The organism is Streptomyces sp. LS-MS-L19 (genome assembly GCF_058382285.1).
Window position 1 is genome coordinate 7,408,569 of record NZ_JBYCLL010000001.1, and the last position, 15,994, is coordinate 7,424,562.

General features: G+C 71.1%; 16 protein-coding genes. 12 read left to right on the top strand and 4 right to left on the bottom strand.

All coding sequences use genetic code 11. The annotated features are described in order from the left end of the window. Positions 1–9 precede the first annotated feature (9 nt). Positions 10–906, top strand: a complete 897-nt coding sequence (locus AC2XR2_RS33090) for a hypothetical protein (protein ID WP_381302299.1) — start codon at positions 10–12, stop codon at positions 904–906. 54 nt (positions 907–960) lie between these two features. Here the strand turns inward: AC2XR2_RS33090 and AC2XR2_RS33095 are convergent, their stop codons facing one another. Next, a complete protein-coding gene (locus AC2XR2_RS33095) occupies positions 961–1,425 on the bottom strand; it encodes a DUF3093 domain-containing protein (RefSeq protein WP_330263952.1) in 465 nt (154 codons plus the stop codon). Between the two features lie 113 nt (positions 1,426–1,538). Between AC2XR2_RS33095 and AC2XR2_RS33100 the strand changes: the two genes are divergently transcribed. The 7 genes from AC2XR2_RS33100 (at position 1,539) to AC2XR2_RS33130 (ending at position 9,127) form a co-directional block, all read left to right on the top strand. Then, positions 1,539–2,123, top strand: a complete 585-nt coding sequence (locus AC2XR2_RS33100; protein WP_381302300.1) for a PaaI family thioesterase — start codon at positions 1,539–1,541, stop codon at positions 2,121–2,123. Next, positions 2,120–2,671: a dUTP diphosphatase gene (gene dut, locus AC2XR2_RS33105; protein WP_381302301.1), complete on the top strand. Its 552-nt coding sequence runs from the start codon at positions 2,120–2,122 to the stop codon at positions 2,669–2,671. The genes AC2XR2_RS33100 and dut overlap by 4 nt, the downstream gene beginning before the upstream one ends. Position 2,672: 1 nt before the next feature. After that, complete coding sequence (locus AC2XR2_RS33110) at positions 2,673–3,431, top strand: DUF3710 domain-containing protein (protein WP_330263949.1); 759 nt, start codon at positions 2,673–2,675, stop codon at positions 3,429–3,431. A 159-nt stretch (positions 3,432–3,590) separates the two neighbouring features. After that, positions 3,591–4,757: an alginate lyase family protein gene (locus tag AC2XR2_RS33115; protein ID WP_491517029.1), complete on the top strand. Its 1,167-nt coding sequence runs from the start codon at positions 3,591–3,593 to the stop codon at positions 4,755–4,757. An 87-nt stretch (positions 4,758–4,844) separates the two neighbouring features. Beyond that, positions 4,845–5,537: an ABC transporter ATP-binding protein gene (locus tag AC2XR2_RS33120; protein WP_381302303.1), complete on the top strand. Its 693-nt coding sequence runs from the start codon at positions 4,845–4,847 to the stop codon at positions 5,535–5,537. A gap of 318 nt (positions 5,538–5,855) precedes the next feature. Further along, a complete protein-coding gene (locus AC2XR2_RS33125) occupies positions 5,856–8,447 on the top strand; it encodes a DUF4118 domain-containing protein (RefSeq protein ID WP_491517030.1) in 2,592 nt (863 codons plus the stop codon). Continuing rightward, positions 8,444–9,127 carry a response regulator gene (locus tag AC2XR2_RS33130; RefSeq protein WP_330263945.1) on the top strand — a complete coding sequence of 228 codons (684 nt, stop codon included), beginning with the start codon at positions 8,444–8,446 and terminating at the stop codon, positions 9,125–9,127. Before AC2XR2_RS33125 ends, AC2XR2_RS33130 begins: the two co-directional genes overlap by 4 nt. On the opposite strand, the gene AC2XR2_RS33135 is transcribed toward AC2XR2_RS33130, so the two are convergent. Continuing rightward, on the bottom strand, positions 9,031–9,357 hold the full coding sequence (locus tag AC2XR2_RS33135; protein ID WP_491518546.1) for an aldehyde dehydrogenase family protein: 327 nt from the start codon (positions 9,355–9,357) through the stop codon (positions 9,031–9,033). The two genes, AC2XR2_RS33130 and AC2XR2_RS33135, sit on opposite strands and share 97 nt — an antisense overlap. A 124-nt stretch (positions 9,358–9,481) precedes the next feature. Between AC2XR2_RS33135 and AC2XR2_RS33140 the strand changes: the two genes are divergently transcribed. Together AC2XR2_RS33140 and AC2XR2_RS33145 are read left to right on the top strand one after the other, a co-directional pair. Continuing rightward, positions 9,482–9,880: an OB-fold nucleic acid binding domain-containing protein gene (locus AC2XR2_RS33140; RefSeq protein WP_330263944.1), complete on the top strand. Its 399-nt coding sequence runs from the start codon at positions 9,482–9,484 to the stop codon at positions 9,878–9,880. Between the two features lie 3 nt (positions 9,881–9,883). Continuing rightward, a complete protein-coding gene (locus AC2XR2_RS33145) occupies positions 9,884–10,648 on the top strand; it encodes a DUF3159 domain-containing protein (RefSeq protein ID WP_330263943.1) in 765 nt (254 codons plus the stop codon). 62 nt (positions 10,649–10,710) lie between these two features. On the opposite strand, the gene AC2XR2_RS33150 is transcribed toward AC2XR2_RS33145, so the two are convergent. Further along, positions 10,711–11,385, bottom strand: coding sequence for a potassium channel family protein (locus tag AC2XR2_RS33150; protein ID WP_037710885.1), 675 nt, complete (start codon positions 11,383–11,385; stop codon positions 10,711–10,713). Beyond that, positions 11,385–12,056, bottom strand: coding sequence for a potassium channel family protein (locus AC2XR2_RS33155; RefSeq protein WP_123763562.1), 672 nt, complete (start codon positions 12,054–12,056; stop codon positions 11,385–11,387). The genes AC2XR2_RS33150 and AC2XR2_RS33155 overlap by 1 nt, the downstream gene beginning before the upstream one ends. A 405-nt stretch (positions 12,057–12,461) precedes the next feature. Between AC2XR2_RS33155 and AC2XR2_RS33160 the strand changes: the two genes are divergently transcribed. Together AC2XR2_RS33160 and AC2XR2_RS33165 are read left to right on the top strand one after the other, a co-directional pair. After that, entirely contained in the window at positions 12,462–14,513 is a 2,052-nt protein-coding gene (locus tag AC2XR2_RS33160) for an APC family permease (protein WP_330263942.1), read from the top strand. A gap of 55 nt (positions 14,514–14,568) precedes the next feature. Continuing rightward, positions 14,569–15,897 carry a class I SAM-dependent RNA methyltransferase gene (locus AC2XR2_RS33165; RefSeq protein WP_449353252.1) on the top strand — a complete coding sequence of 443 codons (1,329 nt, stop codon included), beginning with the start codon at positions 14,569–14,571 and terminating at the stop codon, positions 15,895–15,897. The last annotated feature ends 97 nt before the right edge of the window (positions 15,898–15,994 follow it).

A 15,994-nucleotide genomic window follows, 5' to 3' on the forward strand; every position in this document is an offset into this window, starting at 1 on the left:
GGGTCGGGCATGACTGGCTCGACCCCTCCTAGGAAGCGCCGCTTTCCCCTGCGGAAGGCGGACCAAGGGCCGTCCGTCGGTCCTCAGCGCGCGCGTGACGACGAGCGGGGCTCTTTCGATCCGGGAGCCTCGCTCGAACCGGCGGCCGGCCGGGCTGACCTCCCGGTGCCGGCCGACCCGACCAGGACGCCTCCTCCCGTCGCCGGACGGCGTGGGGCGGCGATCCGGGACAAGGCCCGGGAAGGGGTCCGCAAGGGCGGTAGCCGGGCCAGGGCGGGCCTGGCGTACCTCACCGACCGGATCATCGAGATCGCCCCGCGTGTCCCCGTACGGGACCTCGCGACCCTCCGTCGCCAGTTCCCCGGCCTCGGCCCCGAGGAGCTCGCCGACAAGCTCGTCACGGGCGCGGCGAGCGCCACCGCGACGGTCGGCGCCGGGGTCGGTGCGGCGGCGATGCTCCCCGTGCCGCCGGCGATGCCGACCGAACTGGCCGCCGAGATCACCGGCGTGGCCGCGATCGAGCTGAAGCTGATCGCCGAGCTGCACGAGGTCTACGGCGTACGGCCGCCCGGAAACCTCCGGGAGCGCAGCACCGCGTATCTGAACTCCTGGTCCGGGGAGCGCGGGATCGACGTGAAGAAGCCGTCGACGTTCAACAACGCCGTGAACAGCCGTATGAAGCAGCAGCTGCGGCAGCAGATCATGAAGCGGATGATCCGTGACCTGCCGAACCTGATGCCGTTCATGGTGGGCGCGGCCGTGGGTGCGGTCATGAACCGCCGGGACACCAGGAAGCTCGCCGAACGCATCCGCCAGGACCTGCGCAGGATGCAGGTGCCCTGGAGCGACCTCCCCGCGCTGCCGGCTCTGGAGGTTCCGGAGAACCCGCTGGAGCTGGAGAAGTAAGACTTCCGTGAGAAGTGCGGGCCCCACTCTCGGGTGAAGCCCTGCACGAACGTTCTAGGCGGCGGTGGTGCGGGCCGCCTTCAGCGCCTCGGCCAGCCGCTCCGGGTCCCGCGTCGACAGGTACAGGTAGGGCGTCGGGTCGGCCGGATCGGTGACCTCGACCTTCAGCGCCCTCGGGATGTAGGCCCGCAGCAGCAGGAACGCGCGGGTGTCGGCCTTGTAGGTCCGCCAGGCCCGGGCCTCCTCCGGGTCCAGGATCTCCGCGTCACCCAGCGCCGACACCGGGATCTTCGCCTCGCCCGCGATCAGCGAGTCGCCCACCACACGGATGCGCAGGGAGCCGTAGGAACTCGCCATGACCGCCGCCGCCGCGGTGCCGCCGACCAGGCCGCCGAGCAGCGGCAGCGTGCCGAAGGGGAGCAGGATCAGCGCGAGGGCGACCCCGACCAGGAAGGAGATCAGCCACCAGGAGCGGGGGGCGGTGAGGCGTTCGTCGTACGGGACGGCGGAGGGCTGCATGAAGCCAAGCTTGGCACGGTGTCCTGACACACCCGATGTCAGGGGGAGCCGGCGCGAAGCGCTGTCAAGCGGGGTGGCGGTGGGAGACGGGCGGGCGGGTAAGGTCTGCGCCTGTGAGTGGTACTTCCCCGGCTCTCCGGCCTCCCGCCGACGCGGCGCAACCTGTGCGACACCCGGACGCTCCCGCGCCCGGTGAGCTGCTCGGTGCGCACTACGGCCAGTGTTTCGGCTGTGGCGGCGAGCAGCCCCACGGACTGCACCTGGAGGCGCGGGCCGGCGAGGGCGTCTCGGTCACCGCCGAGTTCACCGTGCGCCCCGCCCATCAGGGCGCTCCCGGGCTCGCCCACGGCGGAGTCCTCGCGACCGCCCTCGACGAGACCCTGGGCTCGCTCAACTGGCTGCTGCGCACCATCGCCGTGACCGGCCGCCTGGAGACCGACTTCGTGCGGCCGGTGCCGGTCGGCACGGTGCTGTACCTGGAGGCCGAGGTGACGGCGGTGGCCGGGCGGAAGATCTTCTCGAGGGCGACCGGCCGGATCGGCGGTCCCGAGGGACCCGTCGCGGTCCGCGCGGACGCCCTGTTCGTCGAGGTCAAGGTGGACCACTTCATCGACAACGGCCGCCCGGAGGAGATCCGGGCCGCCATGGACGACCCGGACCAGGTCCGGCGTGCCCGTGCCTTCGAGGTGAACCCGTGAGCCGTGACCCCGTGGACGTGCTGATCCGGCGCGTCGACCCCGACGTACCGCTTCCGGCGTACGCGCACCCCGGTGACGCGGGCGCCGATCTGCGGACCACCGAGAGCCGTGAACTGAAGCCGGGGGAGCGGGCCGTGCTGCCCACCGGGGTGTCTGTGGCGCTGCCGGAGGGGTACGCGGCCTTCGTGCACCCCCGATCCGGCCTCGCCGCCCGCTGCGGTGTCGCTCTCGTGAATGCCCCGGGGACGGTTGATGCCGGGTACCGTGGGGAGATCAAGGTGATCGTGGTGAATCTCGACCCGCACGAGCCGGTGCGGTTCGAGCGCTTCGACCGGATTGCCCAACTCGTCGTCCAGCAGGTCGAGAGGGTCCGCTTCCAGGAGGTCGCGGAGCTTCCCGGATCGGCGCGGGCCGAGGGGGGCTTCGGGTCCACCGGCGGTCACGCCGCCGTGGGCGACGGGGGCGATACAGACGATGCGGCCGCCGTGGGCGGTCATACGGGTGGGAATCGATACGCTTCGGTCGTATCCGACCGGGAAGGACAGTGACGTGTTCGGACGTCGCAAGAAGAAGGGTGCCGCCGAGGACGCGGCCGGCGAGGCCGAGCAGGTCGTCGACAGTGTCGACACTGAGGCGGACGACGTAGAGCGCGAGCGCGTACGGCTGGAGCCGGAGCCGCGCCCCGACGGGCCCTGGGACGACACCGAGGTGCGCGACCCCGCCGAGGGCCGGGTCGACCTGGGCGGTCTGTTCGTCCCGGGTGTCGACGGCATGGAGCTGCGGGTCGAGGTCGCGGGCGACGCGATCGTCGCGGCCACCGTCGTGCTGCGCGACAGCGCCATCCAGTTGCAGGCCTTCGCCGCTCCCAAGCGCGAGGGCATCTGGGGCGAGGTGCGCGAGGAGATCGGCTCCGGCATCACCCAGCAGGGCGGCATCGTCGACGAGGTCGAGGGTCCGCTGGGCTGGGAGCTGCGCGCCCAGGTGCCGGTGCAGCTGCCGGACGGCACGGGCGGCTTCCAGGTCGTCCGGTTCGTGGGTGTGGACGGCCCGCGCTGGTTCCTGCGCGGTGTGATCTCGGGCCAGGGCGCGGTGCAGCCGCAGGCGGCCGGGCTCCTGGAGCAGATCTTCCGGGACACGGTCGTGGTCCGCGGCGAGGGCCCGATGGCGCCCCGCGACCCGATCGTCCTCAAGCTGCCGAACGACGCCCAGATGGTCCCCGAGGGCGTCCAGCAGCAGGAGGAGGGCTCCCGCTTCTCCGGCGGGATGGGCCAGCTCCAGCGCGGTCCGGAGATCACCGAGGTCCGCTAGTCGTACGACGTCTAGGGCCGTACCCCGTCCTTGGGGTGCGGCCCTTTCGCGTGCGCGGAGTCTTGACGGCCGATTGGTCTGTACCTACGGTCTCCGCTCAACGCCTCTGTTCATAAAGGCGCTTTCCGTTCATGTACGAGAACGAAAGGCCTCCCCCGTATGCGCAGAACCGCTCTCCTCGCCACCGCCGCGGCGCTCGCCGCCGGCGCTCTCGCCGTACCCGCCGACGCCGCCCCCGCCACCTTCGTCCATCCGGGAGTCACCGTCTCCCAGGGGCAGTTGGACTTCGTCCGCGGCAAGGTCAACGCGGGCGCCCAGCCCTGGAAGGGCGCCTTCGACAAGATGCTGGCGAGCAAGTACGCCGATCTGAACCGCACGCCGAAGCCGCGCGCGGTCGTCGAGTGCGGGTCGTACTCGAACCCCAACTACGGCTGCACCGACGAGCGCGAGGACGCGATCGCCGCCTACACCGACGCGCTCGCCTGGTACATCACGCGGGACGACCGGTACGCCAAGAAGGCCATCCAGCTCATGGACGCCTGGTCGGCGGTGATCACGGACCACACCAACAGCAACGCGCCCCTCCAGACCGGCTGGGCCGGCTCGACGTGGCCCAGGGCGGCCGAGATCATCAAGTACACGTACACCGGAAGCTGGTCGAACTCCGGGCGCTTCGCGACCATGCTCCGCACCGTCTACCTCCCGGAGATCATCAACGGCTCGAACTCCAACGGGAACTGGGAGCTGTCGATGATGGAGGCCGCCGTCGGCATCTCCGTCTTCCTGGAGGACAAGGCGTCGTACGACAAGGCGATGGGGAAGTTCCGGACCCGCACCGCCGCGTACGTGTACCTGGAGTCCGACGGCGCGCTGCCGAGGACCGTGCCGAGCCAGAACCTCAACACCCGGGAGAAGATCGTCAATTACTGGCAGGGACAGTCGACCTTCGTCACCGGGCTCACCCAGGAGACCTGCCGGGACCTCACGCACACCGGGTACGGCATCTCCGCGATCTCGCACGTCGCCGAGACCAGCAGGATCCAGGGACAGGACCTGTACGGCACCGATGTGGGCGAGCGGCTGCGGCAGGCGCTGGGGTTCCAGGCCAAGTACGAGCTGGGGACGGCCGTACCCGGTTGGCTGTGCGGGGGGTCGCTGAAGCTGGGACTCGGGCCGGTCACCGAGGTCGGCTACAACGCCCTGCACAATCGGCTTGGCATGGGCATGACTAACACGCAGGCGCTGACCGAGCGGAACCGTCCGGCGGGCAGCAACAGTCTCTTCGTGGCGTGGGAGACGCTCACGCACGGGGACAACCCGAGCTGAAAGCGTTGAAGGCCGGGCGCCGTACGGTGATACTGGCGCCCGGTTTCACGGCGGTTCAGGGGTTTCACGGTTCACGGGGGAGGACGTATGACGCAGGTGGTCACCGAGACCGCGGTGCGGGTCGAGGACATCCACAGGTCGTTCGGTGAGGGGGCCGGCGCGGTGCACGCGCTGCGCGGGGTGTCCTTCGAGGTGCCGCGGGGTGAGCTGGTGGCTCTCAAGGGGCGTTCGGGCTCCGGGAAGACCACGCTCCTCAACATCGTCGGCGGGCTCGACCGGCCCGACCGGGGGCGGGTGGAGCTCGACGGCGTCGATCTCGCCGGGCTGGACGAGGACGGACTGCTGGCACTGCGCCGGGACCGTATCGGCTTCGTCTTCCAGTCCTTCGGGCTCATCCCGATCCTCACGGCGGCGGAGAACGTCGGCGTGCCGATGCGGCTGCGGCGGGCGGAGGCACGCGCGCGTGAGGAGCGCGTCGAGCTGCTGCTCGCCCTGGTCGGCCTCTCGGACCACGCGAAGCAGCGCCCCGGTGAGCTCTCCGGCGGCCAGCAGCAGCGTGTCGCCATCGCCCGCGCCCTCGCCAACAACCCCACCCTCCTCGTCGCGGACGAGCCGACCGGCCAGCTGGACGCGGAGACCGGCCACGCCGTGATGGAACTGCTGCGGGCCGTCGTACGCAGCGAGAACGTCACGGCGCTGGTGGCCACGCACGACGCGACGCTGCTGGACCTGGCGGACCGGGTGCTGGAGCTGGGGGACGGGGAGATCGTGGGGGGCTGAGGGGTGGGGCGGGGGCGCTCAGTGGGGCAGGGAATCGCTCAGCGAGTCCAAGGGCATGACCACAACGTCCGTCCACCGGCGCGGGGCCGAGCCGGCGTTCCTGGTGCCCGACGGGGCTTTCCGAGGGAGCCCGGTCAGGTCCGGCCGCACGTCGAGGCGTCCGGTCTCCGCTGCGCCCCACCCCTGCCACGGCGCCCCTCCCCGCGTCAGAGTTGCGTCAAAGAGCACGCCCAGCCCCCGTTCCGGCCCCCTTCGTCGGGGTTGTCGGACGTAGGGTCGGCGCTGCGTAGGCAGTGGTGACCGGAAGACAATGGGCTCATGGGACGCGGCAGGCTTCGGATTTACCTCGGTGCGGCACCGGGGGTCGGGAAGACGTACGCGATGCTGTCCGAGGCCCACCGCAGGGTCGAGCGGGGCACCGACTGCGTCGTGGGCTTCGTGGAGCATCACGGGCGGCCGCGCACCGAGGTGATGCTGCACGGGCTCGAGGAGATCCCGCGCCGGGAGATCGAGTACCGGGACGCCGTCTTCACCGAGATGGACGTCGACGCCGTGCTGCGGCGGGCCCCCGCCGTCGCCCTGGTGGACGAACTCGCCCACACCAACATCCCGGGCTCCCGCAACGCCAAGCGCTGGCAGGACGTGGAGGAGCTGCTGGCGGCGGGGATCGACGTGGTCTCGACCGTGAACATCCAGCACCTGGAGTCCCTCGGCGACGTCGTCGAGTCGATCACCGGGGTGCGGCAGCGCGAGACCGTGCCCGACGAGGTCGTACGGCGGGCCGACCAGATCGAGCTTGTCGACATGTCGCCCCAGGCGCTGCGGCGGCGGATGGCGCACGGCAACATCTACCAGCCGGACAAGGTCGACGCGGCGCTCTCGAACTACTTCCGGCCCGGCAACCTCACCGCCCTGCGCGAGCTCGCCCTGCTGTGGGTGGCCGACCGGGTCGACGAGTACCTCAAGCAGTACCGCAACGAGCACCGCGTCTCCAGGATCTGGGGTTCGCGGGAGCGGATCGTGGTCGGGCTGACCGGTGGGCCGGAGGGGCGCACCCTCATCCGGCGGGCCGCGCGGCTGGCCGAGAAGGGCGCCGGCGGTGAGGTCCTCGCCGTCTACATAGCGCGCAGCGACGGCCTGACCTCCGCCTCGCCCAAGGAGCTCGCCGACCAGCGCACCCTGGCCGAGGACCTCGGCGGAACCTTTCACCACGTCGTCGGCGACGACATACCGGCCGCGCTGCTCGACTTCGCGCGCGGCGTCAACGCCACCCAGATCGTCCTCGGCTCCTCCCGCCGCAAGACCTGGCAGTACGTCTTCGGACCGGGCGTGGGCGCGACCGTCGCGAGGGAGTCCGGGCCCGACCTGGACGTGCACATCGTCACCCACGACGAGGTCGCCAAGGGGCGTGGACTGCCGGTCGCCCGCGGTGCCCGGCTCGGACGGGCCCGCATCCTGTGGGGCTGGCTGGTCGGCATGGCGGGACCGGTACTCCTGACCGTCCTGCTCAGCGCCGTCGACCTCGGCCTCGCCAACGACATGCTGCTGTTCCTCGCGCTCGTGGTCGCCGCGGCCCTGCTCGGCGGGCTGTTCCCGGCGCTCGCCTCGGCCGCGGTCGGCTCGCTGCTGCTGAACTACTTCTACACACCGCCCCTGCACCGCTGGACCATCGCCGACCCGAAGAACATCGTCGCCATCGTGATCTTCGTGGGCGTCGGCATCTCGGTGGCCTCCGTCGTCGACCTGGCGGCCAGGAGGACCCATCAGGCCGCCCGGCTGCGCGCCGAGTCGGAGATCCTGTCCTTCCTCGCCGGGAACGTGCTGCGCGGCGAGACCGGCCTGGAGGAGCTGTTGGAGCGCGTCCGGGAGACCTTCGGCATGGAGTCGGCGGCCCTGCTGGAACGGGCGAGCGACACCGAGCCCTGGACCTGCGCGGGCCGCTCCGGACTCGGGCCGCCCGTGGAGCGGCCGGAGGACGCCGACGTCGACATGCCCGTGGGGGACCACATGGCGCTCGCGCTCACCGGCCGGGTGCTGCCCGCCGAGGACCGCCGGGTGCTGGCCGCGTTCGCCGCCCAGGCAGCCGTCGTCCTGGACCGCAGCCGCCTCCAGGAGGAGGCCGACCGGGCCCGCACGCTCGCCGAGGGCAACCGGATCCGCACGGCGCTCCTGGCGGCCGTGTCGCACGACCTGCGGACCCCGCTCGCCGGGATCAAGGCGGCCGTCTCCTCGCTCAGGTCCGACGACGTGGCCTGGTCCGAGGAGGACCAGGCGGAGCTCCTGGAGGGCATCGAGGAGGGCGCCGACCGGCTCGACCACCTCGTGGGCAACCTGCTCGACATGTCCCGCCTCCAGACCGGCACGGTCACCCCGCTCATCCGGGAGATCGACGTCGACGAGGTGGTGCCGATGGCGCTCGGCGGGGTGCCCGACGGAAGCGTCGAGCTGGACGTCCCGGAGAGCCTGCCGATGGTCGCCGTGGACCCTGGGCTCCTGGAGCGCTCGGTGGCCAACCTGGTCGAGAACGCCGTCAAGTACAGCCCGCCCGGCGAGCTCGTCCGGGTCTCCGCCAGCGCCATCGCCGACCGGGTCGAGGTGCGGGTCGTCGACCGCGGCCCCGGCGTCCCCGACGAGGCCAAGGAACGCATCTTCGCGCCCTTCCAGCGCTACGGCGACGCCCCGCGCGGTGCCGGGGTGGGGCTCGGGCTCGCGGTGGCCCGGGGTTTCGCGGAGGCGATGAACGGCACCCTCAACGCCGAGGACACACCCGGCGGAGGCCTCACCATGGTGCTGACGCTCCGCGCGGCGCACACGCGCGTGGAGTTCCCCGAAGAACCCTTCGCGGAAGCGGAACCCCAGAGCGCGGAACCCGAGAGCACCGCGGCGGAACCCGAAAGGCAGGCCACATGACCAGAGTGTTGGTCATCGACGACGAGCCGCAGATCGTGCGCGCCCTCGTGATCAACCTCAAGGCGCGCAAGTACGAGGTCGACGCGGCGCACGACGGCGCCACGGCCCTCCGGCTCGCCGCCGCCCGCCACCCCGACGTGGTCGTCCTCGACCTCGGCCTGCCCGACATGGACGGCGTCGAGGTGATCAGAGGGCTGCGCGGCTGGACCCGGGTGCCGATCCTCGTGCTGTCCGCCCGGCACTCCTCCGACGAGAAGGTCGAGGCGCTGGACGCGGGCGCCGACGACTACGTGACCAAGCCGTTCGGCATGGACGAGCTGCTGGCCCGTCTGAGGGCCGCCGTGCGCCGCGCCGAGCCCACCGGGGGCGGCGAGGACGACGTCCTGGTGGAGACCGACGAGTTCACCGTCGACCTGGCCGCGAAGAAGGTCCAGCGGCACGGCCGTGACGTACGGCTCACGCCCACCGAGTGGCACCTGCTGGAGGTGCTGGTGCGCAACACCGGCCGGCTGGTCGGGCAGCGGCAGCTCCTCCAGGAGGTCTGGGGGCCGTCGTACGGCACGGAGAGCAACTACCTGCGGGTCTACATGGCCCAGCTGCGGCGGAAGCTGGAGGCGGACCCTTCGCACCCCAAGCACTTCATCACGGAGCCGGGGATGGGGTACCGCTTCGAGAAGTGAACTGCGGGGGCCGCGATGTCCGGGGCCCGTTTGCCGAGCAGGTCCGCAGCGGTGCGCAGCAGGCGGACGCGCTCTTCGGCCGGCGTCGCGGCCCAGGCCGCGAACGCGTCGTGAGCTGCCTCGGCGGCGCGCTGGGCGTCTGCGACCGACGCCGCGGCGGCGTCGGTCGCCGCCTCGCCGGTGAACGGGTCGGTCTCGGTCGGGGGTCCGGGGGTCGGCCCCCGGGAGATGCAGCATCACGGAGCCGGGGATGGGGTACCGGTTCGAGAAGTGAGGTGCCGGTAACGAAGGGCCGGTTCGAACGCCAGTGCTGTGGGTACAACGCTGTCGGCGGGCCCCGGTACGCTTTCGGATATGAGTGCTGTTCCTCGTTCCGAGAAGCCGGTGAGCCGGTTCCGGCGCATGCTCGACCGGCTCTCCTCGTCGCAGGAGGACCTGGAGTCCGAGGAGCTGCGCGAGGACACCGAGACCGCCGGCTGCACCCGGATCGGTGACTGCCACGACCGCCAGATCGTGACCGTTACTGGTACCTTGCGCACGGTCACCCTGCGGCCGCGCGCGGGCGTCCCCGCCCTGGAGGCCGAGCTGTTCGACGGCTCCGCCGCCCTGGACGTGGTGTGGCTCGGCAGACGCTCCATCGTCGGGATAGAACCGGGGCGCAAGCTGATCGCGTCGGGCCGGATCTCGATGAGCCGGGGCCGACGGGTGCTGTTCAATCCGAAATACGAACTCCGACCCCTCGGACGGGAGTAGCCGGTGACGTCTCTCGACAAGCCGACCGAAGACACTCAGGCCGACGACGCACGGGCGGTGACCGAGGCCGCCCTCTTCGAGGCGTTCGGCGGCGTCCGGGGCATGGTCGAGACGGTCCTGCCAGGGCTGCTCTTCGTCACGATCTTCACGATCAACAAGGACCTGCACCTGTCGGCGATCGCCGCGCTCGCGGTGTCCCTGCTGCTGGTCGTGGTCCGCCTGGTCATGCGCGACACCGTCAAGCACGCCTTCAGCGGCGTCTTCGGCGTCGCCTTCGGTGTCGTCTTCGCGATGATGACCGGCAACGCCAAGAACTTCTACCTGCCCGGCATGCTGTACACCCTGGGCCTGGGCCTCGCCTACGTCATCACCACCCTCGCCGGGGTGCCGCTGATGGGGCTCATCCTCGGCCCGGTCTTCAAGGAGAACCTCTCCTGGCGGACCCGCAACCCCGGCCGCAAGAAGGCGTACGCCAAGGCCAGTTACGCCTGGGGCGGCATCCTGCTCGCCAAGTGCGCGATCCTCTTCCCGCTGTACTGGTGGGCCGACACCGCGCAGCTCGGCTGGGTCCTGGTCGCCCTGAAGATCCCGCCGTTCCTGCTGGCCGTCTGGCTCACCTGGGTCTTCCTCGCGAAGGCACCCGCTCCGATCGACGTGTTCGCGGAGATGGAGGCCGAGGAGAAGGCCGAGGAGGCACGCAAGGCCGCGCAGGACGCCGAGCGCGGGGACACCGAGACCGCGGGCGGGCGGCACCGGCGCGAAGCCTAGATCGCTCTACGACGACGGAGGGCGCCCTGCATCACGCAGGGCGCCCTCCGTCGTCGTACGGCCTAGGAAGCTTCTTCCTTGCGGACCGACAGCAGGTCCTCCAGCTGCTCCTCGCGGGCCTGGGCCGCCACGAACAGGAGTTCGTCGCCCGCCTCCAGGGAGTCCTCCTGGGAGGGGGTCAGGACGCGGGTGCCGCGGATGATGGTGACCAGGGAGGTGTCCTCGGGCCACTCCACGTCGCCGACCGTGGTGCCGGCCAGGGCCGACTCCTCCGGAAGGGTCAGCTCGACCAGGTTGGCGTCGCCGTGGCTGAAGCGGAGCAGGCGGACCAGGTCGCCGACGCTCACCGCCTCCTCGACCAGGGCCGACATCAGGCGCGGGGTGGAGACGGCGACGTCCACGCCCCAGGACTCGTTGAAGAGCCACTCGTTCTTCGGGTTGTTCACCCGGGCGACGACCCGCGGGACGCCGTACTCCGTCTTCGCCAGCAGGGAGACGACCAGGTTGACCTTGTCGTCGCCGGTCGCGGCGATCACGACGTTGCAGCGCTGGAGCGCGGCCTCGTCCAGGGAGGTGATCTCGCAGGCGTCGGCGAGCAGCCACTCCGCCTGCGGGACGCGCTCGACCGAGATGGCGGTCGGCGCCTTGTCGATGAGAAGGACCTCGTGGCCGTTCTCCAGCAGTTCGCCCGCGATCGAGCGGCCGACCGCGCCGGCACCGGCAATGGCGACCCTCATCAGTGACCGCCCTCCTCTTCGGGGCCCTCGGCGAAGGACGCCTCGACCTTCTCGATGTCGTCCGTGCGCATCATCACGTGGACCAGGTCACCCTCCTGGAGCACGGTCTGCGAGGTGGGCAGGATCGCCTCGCCGAGGCGGGTCAGGAACGCCACCCGGACGCCCGTCTCCTCCTGCATCCTGCTGATCTTGTGGCCGACCCAGGCGGACGAGGCGTGCACCTCGGCCAGCTGGACCCCGCCGGTGGGGTCGCGCCACAGCGGCTCCGCGCCGGACGGCAGCAGGCGGCGCAGCATCTGGTCCGCCGTCCAGCGGACCGTGGCCACCGTCGGGATGCCGAGGCGCTGGTAGACCTCGGCGCGCCGAGGGTCGTAGATACGGGCCGCGACGTTCTCGATGCCGAACATCTCGCGGGCCACGCGCGCGGCGATGATGTTGGAGTTGTCGCCGCTGGAGACGGCGGCGAAGGCACCGGCCTCCTCGATGCCCGCCTCGCGCAGGGTGTCCTGGTCGAAGCCGACTCCGGTGACACGCCGGCCGCCGAAACCGGAGCCCAGTCGTCGGAAGGCGGTGGGGTCCTGGTCGATCACGGCGACCGTGTGCCCCTGTTGCTCCAGGGTCTGGGCGAGAGCGGAACCCACTCTCCCGCAGCCCATGATGACGATGTGCACGACCGTCCTTCCGGTGTCAATAACTACTGCTCAGCCACATCAGGGTCTCAGACAGAGGCCCAAGCTACACACGCGCGGTAGGACGACGGCACCCCTGTGCACGGTTGCCCCCGACTTCGTGCCGTCAGCGGCGGCTGATGCTGCGGACACTCGCGAGGGTCAGGATTCCGAGGCCGACGAGGGCGGCGGCCGCGCCGATCAGTTGCGCGGTGGTGTCCATGGGGGCCTCCGGGGGCGGGTGAGGGGCGGGTGAGGGGCGGGTGACGGACGGGGTCTTGTCATATAGGCATGCCGATCCGTCCGGCCGCGGAATCCGCTGCCGGTGGGGCGCCGCATTTCACTCGGTGGGCAGATGTGGGGTGGCGGGTGGTTGGGCATGCGTTCGAACGCCTACGATGCACTGTTGTGTCCAAACTGACCGACGTGCCCAAACGGATTCTGATCGGGCGCGCACTGCGCAGTGATCGGCTCGGGGAAACGCTCCTGCCGAAGCGCATCGCCCTACCCGTGTTCGCCTCCGACCCGCTGTCGTCCGTGGCGTACGCGCCCGGCGAGGTGCTGCTGGTCCTGTCCATCGCGGGCGTGTCGGCGTACCACTTCAGCCCCTGGATCGCCGTCGCGGTCGTCGTGCTGATGTTCACCGTGGTCGCCTCCTACCGGCAGAACGTGCACGCGTACCCGAGCGGCGGCGGCGACTACGAGGTGGCCACCACCAACCTCGGCCCCAAGGCCGGCCTCACGGTCGCCAGCGCCCTGCTCGTCGACTACGTCCTCACGGTCGCCGTCTCCATCGCCTCCGGCATCGAGAACCTCGGCTCAGCGGTCCCCTTCGTCGTCGAGCACAAGGTGCTGTGCGCGATCGCCGTGATCGTGCTGCTGACCCTGATGAACCTGCGTGGGGTCAAGGAGTCCGGCTCGCTCTTCGCGATCCCGACCTACGTCTTCGTCGCGGGCGTCTTCGTCATGATCGCGTGGGGGGCGTTCCGGGGCCTGGTCCTCGGCGACACCATGCGGGCACCGACGGCGGACTACCACATCAAGGCCGAGCACCAGGGCCTGGCGGGCTTCGCGCTGGTCTTCCTGATGCTGCGCGCCTTCTCCTCCGGCTGTGCCGCGCTCACCGGCGTCGAGGCGATCTCCAACGGCGTGCCCGCCTTCCGCAAGCCCAAGTCGAAGAACGCGGCGACCACGCTCGCGATGATGGGCCTGCTGGCCGTCACCATGTTCTGCGGGATCATCGCGCTGGCCATGGCCACCAACGTCCGCATGGCCGAGAACCCGGCCGTGGACCTGCTCCACAACGGCGTCGCCCTCGGCTCGGACTACGTCCAGAACCCGGTGATCTCCCAGGTCGCCGAGGCCGTCTTCGGCAAGGGCAGCTTCCTGTTCGTCGTGCTGGCCGCGGCCACCGCCCTGGTGCTGTTCCTGGCCGCCAACACGGCCTACAACGGCTTCCCGCTGCTCGGCTCGATCCTCGCCCAGGACCGCTACCTCCCGCGCCAGCTGCACACCCGCGGCGACCGCCTCGCCTTCTCCAACGGCATCGTGCTGCTGGCCGGCGCGGCCGCGATGCTGGTGTGGATCTACGGCGCCGACTCGACCCGGCTGATCCAGCTCTACATCGTCGGCGTGTTCGTGTCCTTCACGCTCAGCCAGACCGGCATGGTCCGGCACTGGAACCGCCATCTGGCGACCGAGAAGGACCCCGCCAAGCGCACCCACATGATCCGCTCCCGGGCGATCAACGCCTTCGGCGCCTTCTTCACCGGGCTGGTCCTGGTCGTCGTCCTGGTCACCAAGTTCACCCACGGCGCCTGGGTCGCCCTGCTGGGCATGTGCATCTTCTACGCGACGATGACGGCGATCCGTAAGCACTACGACCGCGTCGCGGAGGAGCTCGCCGCGCCCGAGGGCCCGAGCGACGACAGCCTGCGGCCCTCCCGCGTCCACTCCGTGGTCCTGATCTCCAAGATCCACCGCCCGGCGCTGCGCGCGCTCGCCTACGCCAAGCTGATGCGCTCGGACTCGCTGGAGGCCCTGAGCGTCAACGTGGACCCGGCCGAGACCAAGGCGCTGCGCGCCGAGTGGGAGCGGCGCGGGATCGACGTACCCCTGAAGGTGCTGGACTCGCCCTACCGCGAGATCACGCGGCCGATCATCGAGTACGTGAAGGGGCTCCGGAAGGAGTCGCCGCGCGACGCCGTGGCCGTGATCATCCCCGAGTACGTGGTGGGCCACTGGTACGAGCATCTGCTGCACAACCAGAGCGCGCTGCGGCTCAAGGGGCGGCTGCTGTTCACGCCGGGGGTCATGGTGACCTCGGTGCCGTACCAGCTCCAGTCCTCCGAGGCGGCGAAGCTGCGGGCCCGCAGGCGGCAGGAGTGGAACGCGCCGGGTTCGGTGCGGCGCGGTCCGGCCGCTGTGGACCGGGCGAAGGAGTCGTCGGCGCCGAAGTAGACTGGTCGGCTGTTGTCCCGACGCGCGTCCCTCACTTTTTTGGAGTCACCCCGCCATGCAGGCAGAACCGAAGAAATCGCTGGTGGGGACGGAGTTCGAGGTCGAGGTCGGCCCCGTCGCCCACGGCGGTCACTGCATCGCCCGTACGTCCGACGGCCAGGTGCTGTTCGTCCGGCACACGCTGCCCGGTGAGCGGGTCGTGGCCCGGGTCACCGAGGGCGAGGAGGGCGCGCGGTTCCTGCGCGCCGACGCGGTGACGGTGCTGGAGGCCTCCAAGGACCGCATCGAGGCACCCTGTCCCTACGCCGGTCCCGGCCGCTGCGGCGGCTGCGACTGGCAGCACGCCAAGCCGGGGGCCCAGCGGCGGCTCAAGGGCGAGGTGGTCGCCGAGCAGCTGAAGCGGCTCGCGGGGCTCACCCCCGAGGAGGCGGGCTGGGACGGCACGGTGATGCCCGCCGAGGGCGACAAGCTGCCGGCGGGCGAGGTGCCGTCGTGGCGCACGCGCGTGCAGTACGCGGTGGACGCCGACGGCAACGCCGGTCTGCGCCGCCACCGTTCGCACGAGGTCGAGCCGATCGAGCACTGCATGATCGCCGCGCCCGGCGTGAGCGAGCTGGGCATCGAGGAGCGCGACTGGTCGGGGATGGCCTCGGTGGAGGCGATCGCGGCGACCGGTTCGCAGGACCGCATGGTCATCCTGGAGCCCCGCCCGGGCGCCCGGCTGCCCCTGGTGGAGCTCGACAAGCCCGTCTCCGTGATGCGCGTCGAGGAGAAGGACGGCGGCATCCACCGCGTCCACGGCCGCGCGTTCGTGCGTGAGCGCGCCGACGGCCGCACCCACCGGGTGGGCAGCGGCGGCTTCTGGCAGGTCCACCCGCAGGCGGCCGACACCCTGGTGAAGGCGGTCATGCAGGGCCTGTTGCCGCGCAAGGGCGAGATGGCGCTCGACCTGTACTGCGGTGTCGGCCTGTTCGCGGGCGCCCTGGCCGACCGCCTCGGCGACCAGGGCGCGGTGCTCGGCATCGAGTCCGGCAAGCGCGCGGTCGAGGACGCCCGCCACAACCTCGCCGGCTTCGACCGGGTCCGTATCGAGCAGGGCAAGGTCGAGAGCGTCCTGCCGCGCACGGGCATCACCGAGGTCGACCTGATCGTCCTGGATCCGCCGCGGGCGGGGGCGGGGCGCAAGACGGTGGAGCACCTGTCGTCCCTGGGCGCCCGCCGCATCGCGTACGTCGCCTGCGATCCCGCCGCGCTGGCTCGGGACCTGGGGTACTTCCGGGACGGGGGGTACCGGGTGCGGACGCTTCGGGTGTTCGATCTGTTTCCGATGACGCATCACATGGAGTGCGTGGCGATTCTGGAGCCTGCCGCGAAGGGGCTCTGAGCTGTGGTTTCCCGCTCGCTCGGGCCGTCAGCGACGGGACGCGGGGTGGTGTGACCGGCGGCGCGTGCACGCGCCGCCGGGGCTACCGGAGCGGCGG

What these genes read in the sequence shown, in the direction of transcription:
- AC2XR2_RS33090 (WP_381302299.1), top strand. Translation starts at nt 10, where the DNA reads ATGACTGGCTCGACCCCTCCTAGGAAGCGCCGCTTTCCCCTGCGGAAG.
- AC2XR2_RS33165 (WP_449353252.1), top strand. Translation starts at nt 14,569, where the DNA reads ATGCAGGCAGAACCGAAGAAATCGCTGGTGGGGACGGAGTTCGAGGTC.
- AC2XR2_RS33095 (WP_330263952.1), bottom strand. Translation starts at nt 1,425, where the DNA reads ATGCAGCCCTCCGCCGTCCCGTACGACGAACGCCTCACCGCCCCCCGC.
- AC2XR2_RS33150 (WP_037710885.1), bottom strand. Translation starts at nt 11,385, where the DNA reads ATGAGGGTCGCCATTGCCGGTGCCGGCGCGGTCGGCCGCTCGATCGCG.
- AC2XR2_RS33140 (WP_330263944.1), top strand. Translation starts at nt 9,482, where the DNA reads ATGAGTGCTGTTCCTCGTTCCGAGAAGCCGGTGAGCCGGTTCCGGCGC.
- AC2XR2_RS33115 (WP_491517029.1), top strand. Translation starts at nt 3,591, where the DNA reads ATGCGCAGAACCGCTCTCCTCGCCACCGCCGCGGCGCTCGCCGCCGGC.
- AC2XR2_RS33120 (WP_381302303.1), top strand. Translation starts at nt 4,845, where the DNA reads ATGACGCAGGTGGTCACCGAGACCGCGGTGCGGGTCGAGGACATCCAC.
- AC2XR2_RS33130 (WP_330263945.1), top strand. Translation starts at nt 8,444, where the DNA reads ATGACCAGAGTGTTGGTCATCGACGACGAGCCGCAGATCGTGCGCGCC.
- AC2XR2_RS33125 (WP_491517030.1), top strand. Translation starts at nt 5,856, where the DNA reads ATGGGACGCGGCAGGCTTCGGATTTACCTCGGTGCGGCACCGGGGGTC.